Genomic DNA, 21,215 nt, shown 5'->3' with positions numbered 1-21,215 from the left:
CGTGGAGCTGCCCCGATCCGCGGGCACGCGATCCCGTCCGCGCGTCGCGCGGCATGGGCGGAGCTTCGGGCCGAGGGGCAGGTTGCGCCTGAGCCGCGTCGGGCGGGGCAGCTCGCCTCCGGGACCGAGGGCGGGCGTCGGCCGCCCGCCCTCCTGCCTCAGCGCGCGCGGCTCGTCGGGTCGGGCGAGCGGCCCGCGAGGAAGAGGATGTCGTCCTCCTCCGCCGTCTGGGGCACGAAGCTGCCCTTCGCCTCGTCGAACAGCCACGTCCTGTAGCGGGGCTGCACTGCCGCGGCCTGGTCCGGCTTCACCCGCAGGACGATGTCGCCGCCCTTGATCGAGCGGATGACCTCGTCGGCGACCACGGGCCGGTGCGCGACCGCCTGGATCATCGAGGCGCGGCCCGCGCCGGCCTGCGCCGCCAGCGTGTCGGCCGTGGCCGCGCCGAGCGCGGGCAGGGTCACCCCGGCGTCGAAGGTCCAGTACTGGGTCCGCTTGTGGATCCCGGTCCAGGTGTAGCCGCCGCCGGAAACCTCGTCCCCGCCGGAATTCGGCAGGCCCGCCCAGCCCGGCGCGCCCCAGGTGCCCGCCCAGCCGGTGCGTGCCGCCAGGGCCTGCGACCAGCCGAGCGCCGCGGGCGAGCCCCAGCCGGACGCTCCCCAGCCGTAGGTGCCCCAGCCGTTCGCGCCCCAGCCATTCACGCCCCAGCCATTCACGCCCCACGCGGGCCAGCCCCAGGCCGCGCCGACGCCCGGCGAGACCGGCCAGGACGGGTAGACGTAGGCCCCGTTCATCCAGCCGGCGTTCCAGCCGTAGGCCGCCGGGGCGCCGTAGGCGAAGCCCTCCGTCCAGGGATAGCCGAAGCCGTTCCAGGACAGGCCGATCTCCATCGCGGCGAGGTAGTTCGCCCCGTAGGCGAGGAGCGCGGGTCCGCCCCAGCGCCCGGCGAACGGCATGCCGTAACCGAAGTTGAGGATGTAGTCCGGCGCGCCCGCCGTGGTGAGCGTGCCGATGCTGGCCGCGTACTGGCCGGGGCTGAACACGCCCTGCGCCAGCCCGATATCGCCGGGCAGGAGCGCCGTCAGCGCGTGCGGGCCGACCGTCCGCCCGGCCGCGTCGAGGGCCGGCACCAGCGTGGCGTGCGAGGCGAAGATGCGGTTGTCGCCCTCGCCGCCCGCGATGACGTCGCGGCCGACCGTCGCCGTGCCGAAGCCGAAGCCCCACTCGCCGAGGCCCCAGCCGCCGAAGCCCCAGCCCGCGCCGTAGGCCCAGCCGGCCCCGGCCCAGGCATCGAGGCCCCAGCCGTAGGTGCCGGTGCCCCAGCCGTAGCCGTAGCCGGCCCAGCCGTAGGCGCCCGCACCCCAGCCGTAGGCGCCGAGGCCCCAGCCGGAGCCGTTCCAGCCCCAGCCGTAGGCGCCGTAATCCCAGCCCGCGGCTCCGCCGAGCGTCCGGGCGATGGCCTGGGCGCGGTCCGTGGCGAGCGAGGCCGGCGTCGCGGCGCCGGTGGGCGGCACCTGGATGACGGCGGTGTCGCCGACGAGCGTGTCGTTTCCGCCGCCGCCGGTGATCCGGTCGTTGCCCCGGTCGAGGCTGTAGGACGGCGCCTGCGAGGCCACGATCGCAGCAAGGGCCGCGGTGAGCGGGTCCGTGCCGTGGTCGCGCGCCGCGTGGTCGGCCCGCCGCGCGTTCTGCTCCATCCACTGGCGGCTGAGCTCGGCCTCGACGGCGTAGGCGGTGCCGGCCGTCGCGGGGTCGAAGCTCGCGAGCGTGCGGCCCGCGCCCGACTGCACCAGGACGAGGCTGTCGCCGAGGATCACGTCGCCGCCCTCGCCGCCGTCGATGACGTCGTTGCCGACCGAGACGTGGTGGCTCACCCGGAAGCGCTCCGGCAGGTTGCCCGCGAGGCTCCAGGCCGGCTGGCCGGTCATCGCCTCGAGAGTCGCCGCGACCTGCGCCTGCGCGAGCCGGCCGGTCATGGCGAGGTCGCCGAGCACGGTCTGCATGTCGTCGAGGAAGCCGTTGAGGGCCGTCGCCGACGCCGCCGAGAGGTCCCGCAGGGGCCCGGCACCCCGGACGATCACGCGCCCGGCATCGCCGACGATGAGGTCGTCGCCGCCGCCGCCCGTGATGGTGTCGTTGCCGAAGGCGATCTCGGCCGGCGAGCGCCGTCCGAGGCCGGCGTTCATCAGGTCGGCGCCGCGGCTCAGGCCCTCGAACACGTTGAGGAGGTCCTGCATCGCGCCCGAGACCGCGTCGATGCGGCCGTTGAGGGTAGCGTAGGCGGTCACGTCGAGGGCGTAGGTCTCGCCGCTGTCGCCGTAGATCGTGTCGTTGCCGGCGCCGCCGTCGATCGTGTCGCTGCCCGCCAGCACGCCGCGCGTGTTGAGGAGGCTCGGCACGATCGAGGCGTAGACCGTGAAGCCGTGGCCGTCCGTGCGCCGGATCGGGCCCGAGCCGGCGATGTCGGCCGCGGCGCCGGCGAGCGCCGGGTAGACCTCGATGCGGGGCGAGCCCGCCGCGAGGACCGAGGGCACGAGGTTGGCGGCCGGTACGACGACCTCGCCGCCGAGGGGCAGCACGAGGTCTGTGCCCGCGGCGGCGCCGATCAGCCGCACGGCGTTCACGATCGCCGGCTGGTCGGAGACGGTCTCCGCGAGGTTCGAGGCGCGGTCTCCGTAGATCACGTCGTCGCCCGCACCGCCCCGCAGAGTGTCGTCGCCGCGCTGTCCGAACAGCAGGTCGTTCCCGTCGCCGCCGTCGATCACGTCGTCGTCCGCGGCCGCCAGGGAGACCGCGAGCACGCCCGTGTTCCAGGCCCCGTTGTCCCCGTGCAGCACCCGGGCGCCGGAGGCGTCCTGGCCCGCGACCGCGAGAAGAAGGTCGGCGGCCGTGAGGATGTCGGAGAGGCCGGCCACCTCGGTGCGGTGGCGCGCGTCGGTGGCGATGTTGGCCGTCACCGTGCCGATCTCCTCCAGCACCACGTCGCGGTGCCAGGTGCCGTCGGTGTTGAGGATCGCCGACCCGTCCTTGGCGTAGGCGCGCACGATCCGGCCCTCGTCGCCGAGGAGGATGTCGAGACCGGCGCCGCCGTCGATCGTGTCGCGGCCGAGGCCGCCCACGATCTCGTCGGAGCCGTCGCCGCCGAGGATGCGGTCGTCGCCGGTCTGGCCGAACAGGCGGTCGTCGCCCGCTCCGCCGTCGATCGTGTCGTTGCCGGCCACGAAGTCGATCAGGTCGAAGCGCAGCACGTCGCGCAGCACCGTGTCGGCGAAGGTGCCGGGGTTGCGCTGCCAGGTGACCGCCTTCACGTCGTCGACCAGCACGGTGCGGGTGATGACGCCGTTGTCGCCGAGGACGACGTCCGCACCAGTGCCGCCGAGGATGGTGTCGTCCCCGTCCGCCCCGCCGACCACGTTGTGGCCGCCCGTCAGGTCGTCGTCGCCGCCCTCGCCGAGCAGGGTGTCGCTGCCCTGCTGGCCGTACAGGAAGTCGTCGCCGTCGCCGCCCTCGATCCGGTCGTCCCCGCCGCCGTCCGCGGCCGCGGTGAAGATCGAGACGGCGCGCTGGTTCACCGGCAGGGCGCGGTCGTACAGCATGTGGTCGCCGAACAGGACGTCGTGGCCGCCGCCGCCGAGGACGACGTCGGCGCCGGTGCCGCCGGCCGCGTAGTCGTTGCCGCCGCCCGCGTCGATCGTGTCGGCGCCGCCGAGGAGCAGGTCGGTGGTGCGCGCGCGGCGCAGGACGGAGCGGTTGCCCGCCGGGTCGAGGTCCGCGCGGCCGTTGTCGCCGAGGATCATGTCGGCGCCCGCGCCCGCGACGATGCGGTCCGCGCCGACGCCGCCGAAGGCGAGGTTGTCGCCGTCGCCGGCCATGATGACGTCGTCGCCGCCCGCGCCCGCGTCGATCGTCTCGAGGACGACGAGCACGCCGCCCGTGAAGAGCGCGCGGCCGTGGTCGCCGAGGATCGCGTCGGCGCCGGCGCCGGTCGTGATCCGGTCGCCGCCGAGGCCGCCCATGACGAGGTTGTCGCCGTCGCCCGCGGAGATGACGTCGCCCGCGCCGGAGGTCGCGTCGAGGGTGACCGCCGAGGCGATCACGCCGCCGACGAACAGGATCTCGCCGCTGTCGCCGAGGACGAGGTCGGTGCCGGCGCCCGTCGAGACGGTGTCCGACCCCGCGCCGCCGAGGACGAGGTTGTCGCCCTGGCCGGCGTCGATCACGTCGTCGCCGCCGATCGCGGTGTCGGTGGAGAGCACCTGTGCGAGGCGGCCTTGCGCGTCGTAGCGGACGAGGCCGCTGTCGCCGAGGACCACGTCGCGACCGGCGCCGAGCGTGACCGTGTCGGCGTCCGCGCCGCCGAGAACGACGTTGTCCCCGTCGCCCGCTCGGATCGTGTCCTTGCCGCCGATGGCCGCGTCGAGGCTGCGCAGGACGACGAGACGCCCGTCCGCGAAGGTGGCCTCGCCGCTGTCGCCGAGGATGCGGTCCGCGCCCGAGCCGGTGGTGATCGTGTCGGAGCCGGCTCCGCCGAAGACGAGGTTGTCCCCGTCGCCGGCCTCGATCACGTCGTCGCCGCCGACGGCCGAGTCGGTCGTGTTGACCCGGCTGTAGCGCCCCTGCGCGTCGAAGCGCAGCTCGCCGCTGTCGCCGAGCACCGCGTCGCGGCCCGAGCCCGTGACGATCCGGTCGGCGTCCGCGCCGCCGAGCACCACGTTGTCGCCCGCGCCCGCCCGGATCTCGTCCGCGCCGCCGATCGCCGGCGAGGTCGTGCGCACGTAGACCGGAACCAGCGCCGAGAGCGTCACCGCGCCGTTGTCGCCGAGAACGATGTCCGAGCCCGCGCCCGTCGTGATCGCGTCCGCGCCGAATCCGCCCAGCACCACGCTGCCGCCGTCGCCCACCACGATCACGTCGCGGCCGCCGACATCCGGGGCCGTCGCGGTGATCTCGGTGGGGCGCACCTGCCCGTCGAGGTCGACCGTTCCGTTGTCGCCCAGCACCACCGAGCGGCCGTGGCCGAGCGTGATCGTGTCGGCGCCCGAGCCGCCCAGGACGACGCCGTTGCCGTCGCCGAGCGTGACCGTGTCGTTGCCCGCCACCTCGACGTCGCTGGTCTCGGCATGGACCGGGTTGCCGTTCGCGAAGCGCACGAGGCCGGCATCGCCGAGCACGACGCTGTCGCCGCGGCCGCCCTCGACCGTGTCGGAGCCGGCCCCGCCCAGCACCAGCCTGCGGCCGCTGCCGAGCTTGATCACGTCGGCGTCGCCGACGCGCGGGTCGAGGGTCTGGGCGAGCGCGATCACGCCGGCCGCGAAGTCGATCTGGCCGCTGTCGCCCAGCACGAGCTTGGCGCCGTCGCCCGCGGTGACGCTGTCGGCGCCGAAGCCGGCGACCACCACGTCGGTGCCGTCGCCGGCCCGGATCGTGTCGTTGCCGCCCACCGACGTGTCCGTCGAGAGAACCTGCGCGATGAGGGTTGCGGCGTCGTAGGAGACCCGACCGTGATCGCCGAGGATCACGTCCGCGCCGGAGCCGGTGGTGACCTGGTCGTCGTCCGCGCCGGCGATCGCGACGTTGTCGCCGTCGCCGAGGTCGATCGTGTCGGCGTCGCCCGTCTCCACGTCCGTCGAGCGGACGAGGATGCGCTTGCCGTCCGTGCGAAAGGTGGCGAGGCCGCTGTCGCCGAGCGCCACGTCGGCGCCCGAGCCCGCGCGGATCTCGTCCCGGCCGGTGCCGCCCAGGATGGTGTTGTCGCCGTCGCCCGCCAGGATCGTGTCGTCGTCGCCGCGGGTCGGGTCGAGGGAGGCGATGCGCGTGAGGCGCCCGCCCGTGAAGCTCGCCTCGCCGTGGTCGCCGAGGATCACGTCCGCGCCGGAGCCGGTCGTGATCGCGTCGCGGCCTGCGCCGCCGAGCACGATGTTGGCCCCGTCCCCGGCCTTGATCACGTCGCCCGAGCCGATGCGCACGTCGGTCGTGTAGACCTCATGGACGAGGCCGGCCTCGAAGGCGATGAAGCCGTTGTCGCCGAGCACGATGTCCGCGCCGGAGCCCAAGGTCAGCGTGTCCGCGCCGAAGCCGCCGATGACGATGTTGTCGCCGTCGCCCGCGTCGACCGTGTCGTTGCCGCCGTCGGTCGGATCGGTCGAGGCGAAGCTCACGCGCACCCCGGCCTCGAACACGGCGTAGCCGTCATCGCCCAGGATCACGTCGCTGCCGCCGAGAGCCGTGACGCTGTCGGCACCGGTGCCCGCGATGACGAGGTTGTCGCCGCCGCCGACCTCGATCACGTCGTCTCCGCCGAAGCCCGGGTCGAGGCCCTCGGCCCGCTTGACACGCCCTTGGGCGTCGAACGTGACCTGGCCGTCGTCGCCGAACACCACGTCCGCGTCCGTGTCCGCCTTGCCCGCGTCGATCGTGTCGGAGCCGAGGCCGCCGAGCACCACGTCGGCACCCGCGCCCGAGGCGATGCGGTCCCGCGCGCCGCCGTTGCGGTCGCTGGTGACCCGGGCCCGCACGCCGAGCTCGAACAGAGCGATGCCGTTGTCGCCGAGCACCACGTCGGCGCCCGCGCCGGTGGTGAGGGTGTCGCTGCCCGAGCCGCCGATGACGAGGTTGTCACCGTCGCCCGCGTCGACCGTGTCGTTGCCGCCGTCGGCCGTGTCGGTCGAGGCGAACTCGACGCGCACGCCCGCGGAGAAGACCGCGTAGCCGGCATCACCGATCACGACGTCGCTGCCGCCGAGGGCCGTGACGCTGTCCGCGCCGGTGCCCGCGATGACGACGTTGTCGCCGCCGCCGACCTCGATGACGTCGTCGCCGCCGAAGCCCGGATCGAGGCTCTCGGCCCGCTTCACGCGGCCCAGCGCGTCGAAGGTGACGTGGCCGTCGTCGCCGAACACGATGTCGGCGTGCGCGTCCGCCTTGCCCGCATCGATCGTGTCGGCGCCGAGGCCGCCGATCACGAGGTCGGCGCCCGCACCGGTCTCGATCGTGTCGCCCGCGCCGCCGTTGCGGTCGCTGATCGCCTCCAGGCGGATTCCGCCCGCGAAGGTCACGCTGCCGTTGTCGCCGAACACCACGTCGGCGCCCGCGCCCGAGACGATGCGGTCGGAGCCCGCGCCGCCGAGAACGATGTTGGCGCCGCCGCCGACCTCGATCTGGTCGTCGCCGCCGAGGGTCGGGTCGACCGTCCCGGCCAGGGTGACGCGGCCGAGCGCGTCGAAGACGATGTGGGCGTCGTCGCCGAACACCACGTCGTCGTCCGTGTCGGTCTTGCCGGCGTCGATCGTGTCGGCGCCGAGGCCGCCGACAACGAGGTCCGCGCCCGCGCCGGTCTCGATCGTGTCGCGACCGCCGCCGCCGGCGCGCTCGCTCAGGGCCTCAGCCCGGATGCCGCCGACGAAGTCCATCGCGCCGTTGTCGCCGAACACCACGTCGGCGCCCGCGCCGGTGGTGATGCGGTCGCTGCCCGAGCCGCCGAGCACCACGTTGGCGCCGGCGCCGGCGCGGATCACGTCGTCGCCCGCCACGCCCTCGTTCTTGGTGGTGATGCGGGTGAGGACGCCGAGCGTGAAGCTCGCCTGGCCGTCGTCGCCCACGATCACGTCCGCGCCGGAGCCCGTCGTGACGTCGTCGCCGCCGACGCCGCCGAGCACCACGTTGGCGCCCTCGCCCGCGTCGATCACGTCGGCGGAGCCGAGGCTCGAATCGAGCGTCTCGATGAAGGTCAGCAGGCCGTTGAGGAAGACGGCGTTGCCGTTGTCGCCGACGACGACGTCCGCACCGGAGCCGGTGCGGATCTCGTCCGCGCCGACGCCGCCGATCACGGTGCTGCCGCCGTCGCCGAGGGTGATCAGGTCGCGACCGCCCGAGGTCGGGGCGGTGGTCACCGCCTGAGACACGCGGCCCGCGGCGTCGAAATCGGCCCGGCCGTTGTCGCCGAGCACCACGCCGCGGCCGTTGCCGGCCTTGATCGTGTCGAGGCCGGAGCCGCCGAGCACGACGCTGTCGCCGTTGCCGAGGGTGATGGTGTCGTCGCCCCCGACGTTGTCGTAGGTGGTCTCGACGAGGATCGGCAGGCCCGCCGCGGTCAGCTTGGCGTGGCCGGCATCGCCGATCACCACGTCCGCACCGTCGCCCGCGGTGATCAGATCGCCGCCCGCGCCGCCGACGACGACGTTGCGGCCGCGACCGAGCGCGATCGTGTCCCTGTCGCCGATCTCCGGGCTGATGCTCGCGATCTCGACGACGATGCCGGCCTCGAAGTCGGCCTGGCCGGAATCGCCCATCACGACGTTGCTGCCGTCGCCGATGGTGATGGCGTCGAAGCCGGTGCCGCCGAGCACGACGTTGTCGCCGTTGCCGATGGTGATGGTGTCGTCGCCGCCGATCGCGGTGTCGGTGGAGACGGCGCGACGGATCTTGCCGCCCGCGTCGAACGTGACGGCGCCGTTGTCGCCGAGCACCACGGCGCCCTGGTCCGCGCCGGTGATGGTGTCGCCGGCCGCGCCGCCGAGCACCACGTTGGTGCCCGAGCCGAAGCTGATCCGGTCCGCCCCGCCGATGCTCGGCGCGGTGGTGGCGATGCGCGCGAGCAGGCTCGTCGTGGTGGCGCCCGCCACGGTGACGGTGAAGTCGGCCTCGCCGCTGTCGCCGAGGATGACGTGGTTGCCGGCGCCCGTGGTGATCTGGTCGGCGCCCGCGCCGCCGATGATGGTGTCGTCGCCGTCCTTGCCCTCGATGACGTCGTCGCCGCCGATCTCCGGGGTGATCGACTCGATCCGCTGGGTGCGCCCGCCGCGGAAGGTCGCTTTGCCGGAATCACCGAGGATGACGTGGTTGCCCGCGCCCACGACGATGCTGTCGGAGCCGGCGCCGCCCAGGATGGTGACGTCGCCGTCCTTGGCCGTGATCGTGTCGTTGCCGCCGATGTCGGTGGCGACCGAGGTGATGCTCGCGATCACGCCGGCCGTGAACTCGGCCTTGCCGCTGTCGCCGAGCACCACCTGGGTGCCCTTGCCGAGCGTGATCGTGTCGCCGCCCGCGCCGCCGATGGCGGTGACGTTGCCGTCCGCGGCGGTGATCGCGTCGGACCCGCCGATGCCGGGGTCGATGGTCTCGATGCTCGTGAGCACGCCCGAAGCGAAGAGCGCCTGCCCGCTGTCGCCGAGGATGACGTGTTTGCCCGCGCCCACCGTCACCTGGTCGGCACCCGCGCCGCCGATGATGGTGGTGTCGCCGTCCTTGGCCTCGATGACGTCGTTGCCGCCGATGCCGGTCGCCACCGAGACGATGCTGTCGATCAGGCCGTTCGTGAACGCGGCGCTGCCGCTGTCGCCGAGCACCACCTGGGTGCCCTTGCCGAGCGTGATCGTGTCGGCGCCCGCGCCGCCGATGGCGGTCACGTTGCCGTCCGCGGCCGTGATCGTGTCGTTGCCGCCGATGGCGGGATCGATGCTCTCGATGGTGGCGAGACGGCCCGCCGCGAAGACGGCCTTGCCGTTGTCGCCGAGGATGACGTGGTTGCCCGCGCCCACCGTGACTTGGTCGGCCCCGAAGCCGCCGATGATGGTGGTGTCGCCGTCCTTGGCCTCGATGACGTCGTCGCCGCCGGTATCTGTCGCCACCGAGGTGACGGTGGCGATCGCGCCGTTCGCGAAGGTGGCCGAGCCCGAGTCGCCGAGCACCACCTGGGTGCCCTTCCCGAGCTTGATCGTGTCGGCGCCCGCGCCCCCTATCACCGTGACGTTGCCGTCCGCGGCCGTGATGGAATCGTCGCCGCCGATCGCCGCCTCGCCGTCCGCCGTCTTGATGGCGGTGAGGACCGGCACCGCGACGGTGACGCCGCCGATGACGCGCGTGCCCGTGACGAAGGTCGCCTCGCCGGTATCCCCGAGGATCACCTGCGTGCCCGCGCCGACGCCGATGACGTCCTTGCCGGCGCCGCCGATGACGGTGGTGCTGCCGTCCGCGGCCGTGATGGAATCGTCGCCGCCGGTGGCGCCGGCGATGCTCTTCAGGCTCGTCAGGACGCCGCCCGTGAACAGCGCCTCGCCGTTGTCGCCGAGGATGACGTGGTTGCCCGCGCCCGCCGTGATACGGTCGCCCCCGAAGCCGCCGACGATGATGTTGTCGCCGTCGGTGGCCGAGATCACGTCGTCGCCGCCGACGCCCGTGTGGGTCGAGACGACGCGGCTGACGATGTGGTTGCCCTCCAGCCGGATCTGTGCGGTGGCCGAGCCGTCCTGATAGATCTGGCCGTGGTCGCCCAGGATGATGTTCGCGCCGGCCTTGGCGTCGATCGTGTCGGTGCCGGCCGCGCGGGCCTCGCCGATGTTGGGGTCGGCGATCGTGACGATGCGCGTCACGTCGTCGAGGTTGAAGCTTCCGTCGCCGACGATGATGTCGGCCGCGGGACCGCCCGTGATCGCGTCGTTGCCTGTGCCGCCCGCGATGATGTTGCGGCCCTTGCCCCCGATCAGCGTGTCGTTGCCGGCGCCGCCGTCGATGATGACGAGCCCGGTCGCGCCCGAGGCGTCGATGCGGTCGTTGAGGCTGACGGGCCTGCCGTCCCGCCCCGTCTGGCCCTCGTCGAGGAAGCCGAAGGCGCGGCCGGTCGGGTTCGCCGGGCTCGAATCGTAGCGGCTGCGGTCGGCGGTGGTGTCGCCGAACAGGGCCAGCGTGCCCTGGGAGCCGGTCACCGTGATGGTATCCGCCCCGCCGCCGCCGTGGATCGCCGTGATCGTGTCCGTGGCCGTGCCCGTCACCGTGACGGTGTCCGCGCCCTCGCCGAGGAGAACCTCGACCGAGCGCATGCCGCGATAGGTGATGCCGCCCTCGAAGGCGCGGGCCGGGTTGGTGCCGCTCGTCGCGACGTTGATGTCGTTCAGCGACATCCCGAACCCGTCGATGTGGTCGGCGCTCACGGTGCCGGAGACGCCGACGAGCGTGGTGTCGTTGTAGAGCGTGACCTTGTCGAAGTCGGGCAGGCCGTCGTCGACGATCTCGCGCTTGACGACCGGGCTGAGCTCGCCCGGCAGGACCACCGCCGGGGTGAGCGACCGGCTCGCGGGGCCGACGCCGCCTTCGAGCACCAGCGGGCCCTCGATGCGGCTGAGGTCGTGCGGCTGGCGCGAGAAGGTCTTGACGTCCGAGGTCGTCTGCGAGGCGGCCGGATTCCGCTTCACGACGATGCGGATCGGCTGGTCGTAGTTCGTGGCGTCGAAGGTGACGGTCGCGGGGGTCGTCCCGCTCGCCGCGCGGAAGCGGGGATCGGCGCTCGACGTGAGGGTCTGGCCGTCGCCCGCGAGGGTGATCGTCACGGGCGCGGTCGGCGCCGTGGTCAGGACGAGGTCGTAGTAGGAATCCTGGCTCGCCGTCACGGCGACGCCGCCCGGCGCCGGCGTCACGACGACGCCCGCGGTGTTCCCGTCCGTCACCTGCACCCGCACGATTGGCGTGCCGACGAGGGCGGCCTTGAAGAAGCCCTCCGGCCCGTTGGCGCCGCCCACATGGCTCGTCACCACGTGGGTGATGTCGGCCACGAAGCGGTTCTCGGGCTTCGTGTCGGCGGGCGAGGAGACGAGCACGGTCTGCGGCTGGTTCCAGTTCGCCGCCGTGAAGGTGAGGTAGGCGCGGCCCTGCGCGTCCTTCGGCAGCGCGACGCCGCTGGCGTCGGCGAAGGCGAGCTCCGTGGTCGCGACGTCGAGCGTGACGCGCACCTCCTCGCCGGCCTCGGGCTGGTTGTTCAGCGCGACGGTGTAGCTGTCCTTCTGCTGCGGCTTGCTGCCCTCGATGACGGCGGTGCCGCCGTCGCTCTCGGTGATGATGAGGCCCGGCTTGTCGTTGTCGATCACCGTGACGAGCGTGTTGCGGACGTAGGTGCCGTTCACCTCGGCGTTGGTGCTGATCACCGAGTGGCCGATCGCCACCCGCTGCTCGCCCTCGACCGCCGTGTCGGACTTCGCCCGCACCCACACCGTCTGGTCCGCGCTCCACGCGAAGCCGCCGTTGCCGTCGGCGACCGCCGTGAAGGTCAGCGTCAGGATGTCCGCGTAGGTGGCGCCGTCCTTCGAGACCTCGACCGTGCCGGCATTGCCGGAAAGCGCGCGCGACTGCGCGGAGGCCTGGGCGGCCGAGACCGTGATCACGGCCTTGTCGCCGGCGCGCAGCGCGGTGGATTTCGGCGCAGGCGGCACGATGCGGTAGGTGCCGACGCTGCTGCCGGCCGCGTTCGCCGTATTGACCGCGCTGTCCTCGCGCAGGCTCAGGCCGGGGCCGTCGCTGACGCCGCCGCCGTCCGCGGCCGAGACCGAGGCGTTGATGCCCTGGACGAACAGGCCGTCGAAGCGCGCGTCGTCGCTCTTCACCGTGTGGTTGATCACGGCCGAGTTGCCCTTGGCGTCGCGGGCGATCACCTCGCCGCTGACGTCGCCGGCCACGTTGAAGGTGTCGCTGCCGAGGCCGCCGATCAGCGTGGTGACCACGCCCGCGGGGGTCGAGAGCACGTAGAAGGTGTCGTCGCCCTCCAGGCCGTCCACCTCGATCGCCTGCACGTTCGCGAAGCGGATGGCGAGGCCCGCGCCGTAGATCCCGTCGTTCGTCACCACGAAGGTGTCGGCGAACTCGGTGCCGAGGGCGACGATCTTGTTGAACCCGGAGCCGCCGTCGATGTCGAGCGGCGCGTTGATGTTGTACTCGATCCTGTCGTTGCCGGAGCCGGCATTGAGCTTGATCTTGTTCTCCTTGGACGTCGCGAAGGCGCGCACGATGAAGGTGTCGTCGCCGTCCTCGCCCTCCAGGCGCAGGTCCGCCTTGTTCGAGTAGATCTGGAAGGTGTCATCGCCCGTGCCGCCGTAGATCACGGCCGGGATCGAGATGCCGCGCGAGAGGTAGCCGCCGAAGGAGAGCAGCGTCGTCTCGAACGCGTCCTCGGCGAGGAGCCCGTTGGCCACGTCGCGGGGCGAGCCGAAGACCTGGCCGACCTGGAAAAAGTCGTTGCCGGCGCCGCCGTCGATCGTCATCAGCGCGGCGTTGTCGTCCATGCTGAAGCGGTCGTCGCCGAGCCCGCCCTCGACGATGACGCGCCCGTTGACGCTCATGTCGTAGTTGATCCGCTCGACGTCGGTGTTGGTGTAGGTGCCGTCGGCGTCCGGGTGGACGAGGGCCACGAAGTTCCGGCGCATCAGGAACTGGTCCGCGGCGTCGGTGCCGAGGATCGTCAGCGTGTCGACGCCGCGGTCCGCCTCGCCCGTGTCGTGGACGTTGATGCGGTAGCGCGAGGTGCCGCTGACCTGGACGCGGATCGTGTCCGTGTCCTGGCCGCCGTCGATGTCGAGGGTGTCGGTGCGGCTCCCGCTCGTGCTGGTGAGCGAGGGCAGGCGGTCGACGACGATCGTGTCGGCCCCGTCCTCGCCGTAGACGGCAGTGTTCCCGGCGATCGAGACGAGCGCCATGTCGAGGCGGTCGTCGCCCGCGCCGAGGCGGATCTCTGTCGTCGACGACTGCACGCGGCCGCGCAGGGCGAAGCGGTCGCGCCCGCCGGCGCTCGTCAGCGTGAGCGCGGTGGCGGCCACCGTGGTGCCGAGGAGCGTGAGGACGTTCTCGCCCCCGCCGAGGTTCACGCTCAGCGTGCCGCCCCGGAGGGTGGCGGCCCGGAGGGTGAGGCCGCCGCTCTCGGCCGCGTCGACCACCGTGTCGTCGCCCGATCCGGTCGTCAGGCTGAAGGCGCCGGTCGCGACGTGGCTGCCGGCCAGCGTGAGGCTGTTCGCCCCGTCGCCGAGGTCGATCGCGATCGAGCCGGCCTGCAGGTCGGCCGCCTCCGTCACCGCCGCGCCGACGATGCGCGCGTCCGTGAGGACGTCCGCGCCGCTGCCGGCGGTGAGGCTGTAGGCGTTCGTCACGCGGTAGCGGCCGAGGAGGCTCGCGCCGTTGGCGCCGTCGCCGAGGGCGATCGCCAGGGACTTCGCCTCGACGTCGGCCCGCGAGGCCACGGCGCCCACCACCCGCACGTCGGCGAGCGTGTCGTCGCCCGTCGTGCCGGTGATCGTGAAGGCGTCCCCGATCCGGTAGGTGCCCGTCAGCGTCAGGTCGTTGCGGCCCGCGCCCGCCGAGATCTCCATCGAGCCCGCATTGTAGCGGCCCTGCAGGTCGAAGATGTCCCGGCCCGCGCCCGCGCGCAGCGCCAGGGCGCCGGTCACGTCGTAGGTGCCGGACAGGATGATGGTGTTGTCGCCCTCGCCCGCGTCGAGGGTGAACGACCCGGCCCTGATGCCGCCCGCGAGCGTGATCGCGTCGTTGCCGGCGCCCGTCTTCAGGAGCATCGCGCCCGAGACGTCGTAGCTGCCCGCGAGGCTCGACGTGTTCACGCCGTCGCCGAGATCGATCGTGAGGGAGGCGGCCTTCACGTCGGCCCAAGACGGGACGCCCGCGAGGGTGCGCGTGTCGGTGAGGACGTCGAAGCCCGAGCCGCCCGTGATCGCGAAGGCGTTCCCGATCCGGTAGGTGCCCGTCAGGGTCAGGTCGTTGCGGCCCGCGCCCGCGCCGGCCGTGATCTCCATCGAGCCCGCATTGTAGCTGCCCTGCAGGTCGAACGTGTCGGCGCCCGCACCGGCGCGCAGCGCGACCGCGCCCGTCGCCGTGACGGTGCCGTTGAGGGTGAGGGCGTTGCTGCCCTCGCCCGCCTCGACCGTGAGGCTGTCGAGCGTGTAGTCGCCCGCGAGCGTGGCCGTGTCCGCGCCCGCGCCCGCCTCGATCCGCATCGCGCCGGTGCTGTAGGTGCCCGCGAGCGTGAGGGTGTTGGCGCTCTCCTTGGCCTCGACCGTGATCGAGCCGCCGCGCACGAGCGCGCTCTCGCTGGTGCCTGCGGCGGTGCCGTCGCTCGTGATGGTGCGCGTGCCCGTGCGGAAGGTGCCGTCGAGGGCGATCGTATCGCCGTTGCTGCCGCCCTCGATCCGGATCGAGGCGCCGACGAAGGTGCCCTTCAGGTCGATCGTCGCGGGCGTGTTGTCGGGCGTGCCGGCCGCGCTGTAGTCGGCCCGCAGGACGATGGCGACCGCGGCCTTGACGACGGCACCCGCCTCGACGGTGAGGTTGTCGCCCGCATTGAGCGTCACCGAACCGCCGGTCGAGAAGATCGTGACGCCCGACTTCACCGTCAGGTTGTCGCCCGTGGTGTTGGTCTCGCCCGCCTGCTCCGTGATGTCGCCGGCCGCGACGATGTCCTTGTCGATGGTGAGCGGGCTGGAGGTGCGCAGGCCGATCCGGCCCGCGGCCTGGAGGCCGGTGGCCGCGGTCGTGACGCCGCCGACCCGCAGGCCGCCGATGTTCCAGAGCCAGATGTCGCCCGCGATGGCGCGGCCCTCGATGCCGCCGTAGCGGTCGCCGTCGAGGCTGCGCATGTTGGCGACGATGCGCTTGGTGTCGCTGCCGATGCTGCCCGAGGCGATCAGGTACGCCTTGCCGGAGCTGAGGTTCGAGGTGCCGCCGGTGGTCTCGTTGTAGTCCGTGGCACCGTTGAGGATGTCGCCCGCCTGCGCGGTGATGAAGGCGGTGCGGTTCTCGGCCGTGGCGACGGTCGCGAGGTAGAGCGCGTCCGCGGTCTCGACCGCGTAGATGTTGCTGAGGCCCGCGCTGAGCGTCACCGTGCCGCTCGTCGTGCGGGCGACGTTGCTGTTGAACTCGAACGCGTCGTCGGCGGTGCCGATCCCGTCCTTGGCGACGAGCGTCACCGAGCGGGCGCTGACGTTGGCGCCGGGGTTGCCGCGCGAGCCGGCGGCGGTGTCGAGGCCCGAGTCGATGTCGCGCGGGTCGGTGAGGTCGCCCGCGTCGAGGATCGAGGCGTTGGCGCGCAGCACGGCGTCGCCCAGCGTGTTGATGGCGAGCACCTTCATGCTGGCGCCGGTCTCGGTGAGCACCACGTCGCCCGTGGCGGTCGCCCGGATCGCGCCCGTCAGCTTCACCTCGATCGCGTCGGCCTTCGTGCCGATCGAGCCGGTGGCCCGCAGGTAGACGTTGCCCGCCACGATCTTGTTGGTGTCGGTGCCGACCCCGTCGAGGATGCTGCCCGAAATCGCCACCAGGGTGACGTTGCCGCTCTGCGAGAAGGCGGATTCCAGGTTCAGGTCGCCGGCGCGCTCGGTGACGTAGATGTCCCTGGCCGTGCGGACCGCGAGGGCGCCCTCGCCCTGCAGGTCGATGCCGATCACCTTCGCGGCGGTGCCGACGGCGCCGTCGCCGCCCTCCAGCACAATGTCGCCGCCCTTGACGTTGACGGCGTCCGCCGCCCCGCCGTTGACGAGGCCGGCGCTGGACTTGAGGCGGATCTCCTTGCCCCCGGTCGATTCCACCTTGCCGACCGTGACGACGTTCGGCGCGTTGATGAAGACCTGCCCGCCCGCCGTGACGTTGAGCGCCTGGGCGCTCTCCACCACCATCGCCTTGCGCTTCTGGATGAGCAGCGTGGTGATCTTCGAGAACGGGTTGTTCGGGTCGGTCGCCGACTGGAACAGGACGACGCTGCGCTGGCTCTCCGTGCGGAGCACCGGCCCGTCGAAGACGAGGGTCGAGGCGCTGGCGCTGCGGATCGTGTAGCCGGTCGTCGCGCTCGTGGCGTTGAGGGTCTGCACGCCGAAGGTGCCGGCGAGGCCGATCTTCATGCCGTCCGCGAAGCCGTCCAGCAGGAAGCTGCCGGCGGCCCGGGTGATCACCGAGACGCCGCCCGCGCCGGTGGCGCGCACGCCCACCTGCACCGTCTTGCCGGTCTCGGCCACGAAGAGCTGGCCGACCTCGAGCCGGATCACCGACCCGCTCACCGAGGCGATGCGGTAGACGCTGGTGGCGGCCGCGCTGGTGTTGGCCGTGTCGCCCGCGAGGTAGAGCGTGTCGCCGACCGCGTAGGAGGCGTCCCAGCTCTGCCCGTCGGTGCGGGTCAGCACGCCCTGGTTCGCCGCCGTGTCGTTCGAGAAGGTGACGGTGGCGGCCGCGGGGGCCGCCTTGAGGCGGTCGAAGGCGACGTCGGCGGTGGCGCGCGGCGCCTCGCCGCTCACCGCGACGCTGACGCCGAAGCTGAGCCCGCGGGCGGCCCCCGCCGTGAAGTCCCGGTCGACGGTGAGCACGCCGCCGGAGACGCCGGTGATCTTGAACACCGTCGTGGTCTCGGCCGAGGCGTTCGGCGTCAGGCCGCCGATGTAGAGCGTGCCGCCGACCGCGAAGGTCCCTGCGTCCCAGGTCCTGCCGTCCGTGCGGGTCACGGTCCTGCCCGAGAAGACCACGTCGGCCGCGACCGGCCGGGCCGTCAGGAAGACGATGTCGCTGCGCTCGGCTGCGCCGAGGTCGATCTGCTGGTCCTGCGTCAGCGCCGCCTTCTGGCTGAGGTCGATCAGCGTGACGTCGCTGACCGAGCCGACGTTGCGGGCCGTCTCGATGGTGACGCTGCGGCCCTTGATGATCGGGTCCTGCGTGTCGATGACCGTGCTGGTGGTCTCCTTCAGGAGGCCCTGGCCGACGGCGTTCAGGAGCTCGTCCTGCGTCCAGCGCTTGATGCCGGCATCGATGGCATCCGCCGTCGCCTGATCGATGAAGAAGTGCGGGTTCGCCTGCTGGCTCGCGGTGAGGACCTTGGCCGTGCCCGCGGCGGGCAGCGCGTTGAAGAAGGCGTGGAGAGCCGCGAACTCGGCGGTGAGCGCGTCGCCGCGGGCCTGGACCTTGGCGGCCACCGCCGCGGTGATCGCCGTCGAGCCCGCCTTCTCGGCCTCCGCCTCGGCCCGGTACTTGGCGACGGCGTCGGTGAGCGCCTGGCCGGCGAGGCGCGGCGCGAAGGCCGCGTCGTAGACGGACGGGTCGACCTGCTGGTTCCGGTAGCTCCAGTAGGTGTCGTAGGCGGCCCTGTCGGCCTCGGCCACGAGCGAGGCGTCGTAGGCGTTGCCGAGGCTGCGGAAGCGGCCGTCCAGGGTGGCGTAGCTCGCCTTCAGCGCGGCCTCCGCCGCGGCGATCTTCGCGGAGGTGGCCGTGCGCAGGGCCGCCTCGCCGAGCGACTGCGTCAGCGCGTCCTTGGCGAACTGCGTCCGCAGCGCGGTGAGCTCCGTGCCGGTGATCCTGACCGTGCCGCCGACATCCGCCGCGCGGTAGCCGCTGTAGATCTCGTAGGCGGCGGAGAGCTTCTCCAGATAGTGGTTGCCGAAGCCGGCGAAGATCGACGAGAGCGCGGCGTACTCGGCCGGCAGGGCGTCGCCGACCGCCTTGATCTTGCCCGCCACGTAGGTGTCGAGGGCCGCGCCGGTCAGGGTCCTGCCGGTGGCGTCGGCCGTGAACTCGGTCCGCAGGGCCGCGAGCTGCTGGGCGTTGAGCGTCGGCGTCTCGTCGACCACCGAGTCGCGCAATTCCCAATAGCGCCCGTACTGCGCGGCGAAATCGGTGATCTTGCTCGAGTCCAGGCCGCCGAATGTCAACTTGAGGTTGTTGTAGTCGGCGGTCCTGGAGGCTTCGAGGCGAGCGACCTGATCGTCGACGTATTGCGTGAGCGGATCGGCGGCGATGGCGCTCGTGCGCGTGTCGGCCGCCACGAGGCCGACGGTGAGCTGCGCGCGCAGCGCGATCAGGTCGGCGCCGGTCACCTTGGCGTCGCCGTTCGCGACCCGGGTCGCGTTGATCTCGGCGACCTTGGCGTCCACGGCGGCGTTGATCGCCTCGCCCGCGATGGCGCCGGCACGCACGGCGGCCTCGATCGCGGCCCGGTCGGCGGCCGAGACCTGCACCTTGTAGGCGCTGTCGTAGGCGCCCGGCTGCTGGGCCCGGTAGCTCCAGTAGGTCGCGTAGGCCGCGTCGAGATCGGCGTAGTGGACGTCGCCCAGCGCGCCGTACTGGGCGTGGAGCGTGTGGTACTGCAGCGTCCGCGTCGCCTCGATGGCGGCGACGGAAGCGTTGACGGACTGCGTCACCTGCGCGTCCGAGATCGTGACGCCCTTCGCCGCCGCCTCGGAGCGCGCCTGCGCCTCGAACATCGCCTGGTAGTAGGCGAGCTCGCCGTTCTGCGCGTTGAGCTTGATCTGGAAGTTCTTGTCGTAGACGGCCGGGTTCGGCTGCTGGTTCCGGTAGGACCAGTAGGCGTTGTAGTCGCGCTCGCGGGTGCTCTCGTAGGCGTCGAGCGTGTCCTGGAACTTGAGGTTGGCGGCGTCCGTGGTGAGGGCGAGATCCTTCCAGACGCCCTTGATCAGGTCGGCCGCCTTGCGCTCGTCGCGCACGACCACGTTGTTGACGTTGAGCAGGCTGCCGCCGGGGACCGCGATGCGGACGTCGCCGGCCGCCCGGAGGCTGTTGAGGCGCAGATCGCCCGTGGCCTGGCGGACGGAGACCTCGCCCTGCTCGGCCTGGATGTCGACCCGGTCGCGCAGGGTCTGACCCGCCGTGAGGGTGAGCGCGGCAGCACCCTTGCCGACGTCGCCGCCCTTCGCGGCGAGCGTCAGCACGCCGCCCGCGATCGTCCCGGCCTTGCCGCCCGCGACCGTGATGCCGGCATTCGAGACGAGCGTCACGTCGTTGCCGTTGCCCGCGCTCACCGAGGCGATGGCGAGGCCCGCGGAGCCGGTGCCCCGGATGTAGACCGAGCCGTTCGCCGAACTCGCCGTGAGTGAGGGCGAGACCCCGGCCTCCTCGGTGAGCACGACGGTGAGCGCCTGCGCGCCCGCTCCCGGCGTCAGGACGAGGTTCTTGTTCGCGTCGAGGGCGAACTTCGCCGTACCGGTGCCGATGCTGCCGTTGGCGGTGAGGACGACGTTGACGCCCTGCACGAAGGCGGTGTCGGCGATCTGCTCGATCGAGGTGTTCGAGGTGATCGTCGTGGTGCCGGAGGTGTTGACGATCCCGCCCTTGATCAGGACGCGGCCGGCCCCGGTCGCGTTGATCGTGATGTTCCCGGAATCCTGGCCGAAGAAGCTGACGTTGATGGTCCGGTCGGCGCGGATGCTGGCCGTTGCGGTGCGCTCCTGCGGCTGCTCGCGCAGCCACTCCTGGTAGTAGGTCTTCTTGCCGTACCAGGTGCTCGTGCTCCAGCTCTCACCCTTCTTCGGCTGCGAGAAGTCGCCCTTGTCGACGACCCTCACGCCGTTGAAGACGTAGTCCTGGGCGTTCGCGCTGTTGGACACGTCGAGATAGTAGTAGGTGCCCTCCGCCAGCATCCGCGGCTCGCCGACGGCGATCGTCTGGAAGCCGGTGATGGTCGCGGGATCCTTCGCGAGGGCGTCGATGCCGGCCCAGGACGAGGTGCCCGTGACCGTGCGCTGGATCTCCTTCTCCGTCTGGCCGACCGCGTAGGCGTAGCGCCACTTCGCGAGCGGGTCGTAGGTGGCGCCGGTCAGGCCGTTCGTCGTCGCCGTCGGGGTGACGACCACGGGATCCCGGTTGACGTCGTTGTAGATCGTGTAGCTCGTCTTCTCGACGACGTCCGCGTTCTGGGCGTTCTTCGTCGCCTGGTAGATGGTCTTGCGGTAGCGGATTCCGGCCGCGTCGGAGGCGTAGGAGAGATCGTTGATCTCGACCTTGCCGGCGCCGCGGTTGCTGTTGTCGAGGCGGTTGACGACGATGTCGAACCGCGAGGCGTTGTTGATCGTGATGTTCGAGTAGCCGGACAGGGCCTTCAGCTCGCCGGTGCCGATGCCGGTGTTCAGGATCGTGCCGGTGATCGAGATGTAGCCGCCGGCGGTGTAGAGCTCCTGCACCACGAGGCGCTGGTTGGCCACGTCGAGCAGCGTCGTGAACCCGTCCTTCGTCAGGGCGTCGATCTGCATGAAGGCCGCGGTCGGCCGGGCGAGCTTGCGCTCGATCTCGGCGATTGCCGTCGCGTCGACGTTGAGCGTGTAGTCGGAGCGGCCGCTCTGCACGAGGCCGTTGATGTTCACGTACTGCGCGTTGATCGTGATCTGCTCGGCGTACAGGTTCGGCGACGACGACTTGTCGTCGAGCCGGCCCGTGACCTCCGAGGGCGTCGAGGCCGTGAAGCCGTTGTCCTTGAACGCGCCCTTCACCTGCGAGTAGGGCGTGCCGCCGATCTCGACCACCGACTTGTCGGAGATGCCGCCCGTGATCGAGGCGCTGCCGCCGCTCTCGACGTTGCTCTTCTTGACGATGATCCGGGCGTCCTGGAAGTAGTCGCCGCCGCTCTGGGTCTTCGGCGAGTACTCGGCGTTCGGCGCGATGATGTCGCCGCTGATGATGATCGCCGG

1 protein-coding gene (running past one end of the window) is annotated in these 21,215 nt (G+C 72.2%); it reads right to left on the bottom strand.

The features are described 5' to 3' along the window. Positions 1-158 precede the first annotated feature (158 nt). Positions 159-21,215: the end of an LEPR-XLL domain-containing protein gene (locus MOX02_RS07125; protein WP_210250372.1), read on the bottom strand. 21,480 nt of this gene lie beyond the right edge of the window; 21,057 of the gene's 42,537 nt are visible here — the last part of the coding sequence; its start codon lies off the right edge, out of view; the stop codon is at positions 159-161.

Source organism: Methylobacterium oxalidis, from assembly GCF_007992195.1.
GTDB lineage: Bacteria > Pseudomonadota > Alphaproteobacteria > Rhizobiales > Beijerinckiaceae > Methylobacterium > Methylobacterium oxalidis.
Note: the sequence above shows the minus strand (reverse complement) of the source record. Positions and strands in the feature narration are given on the sequence as shown.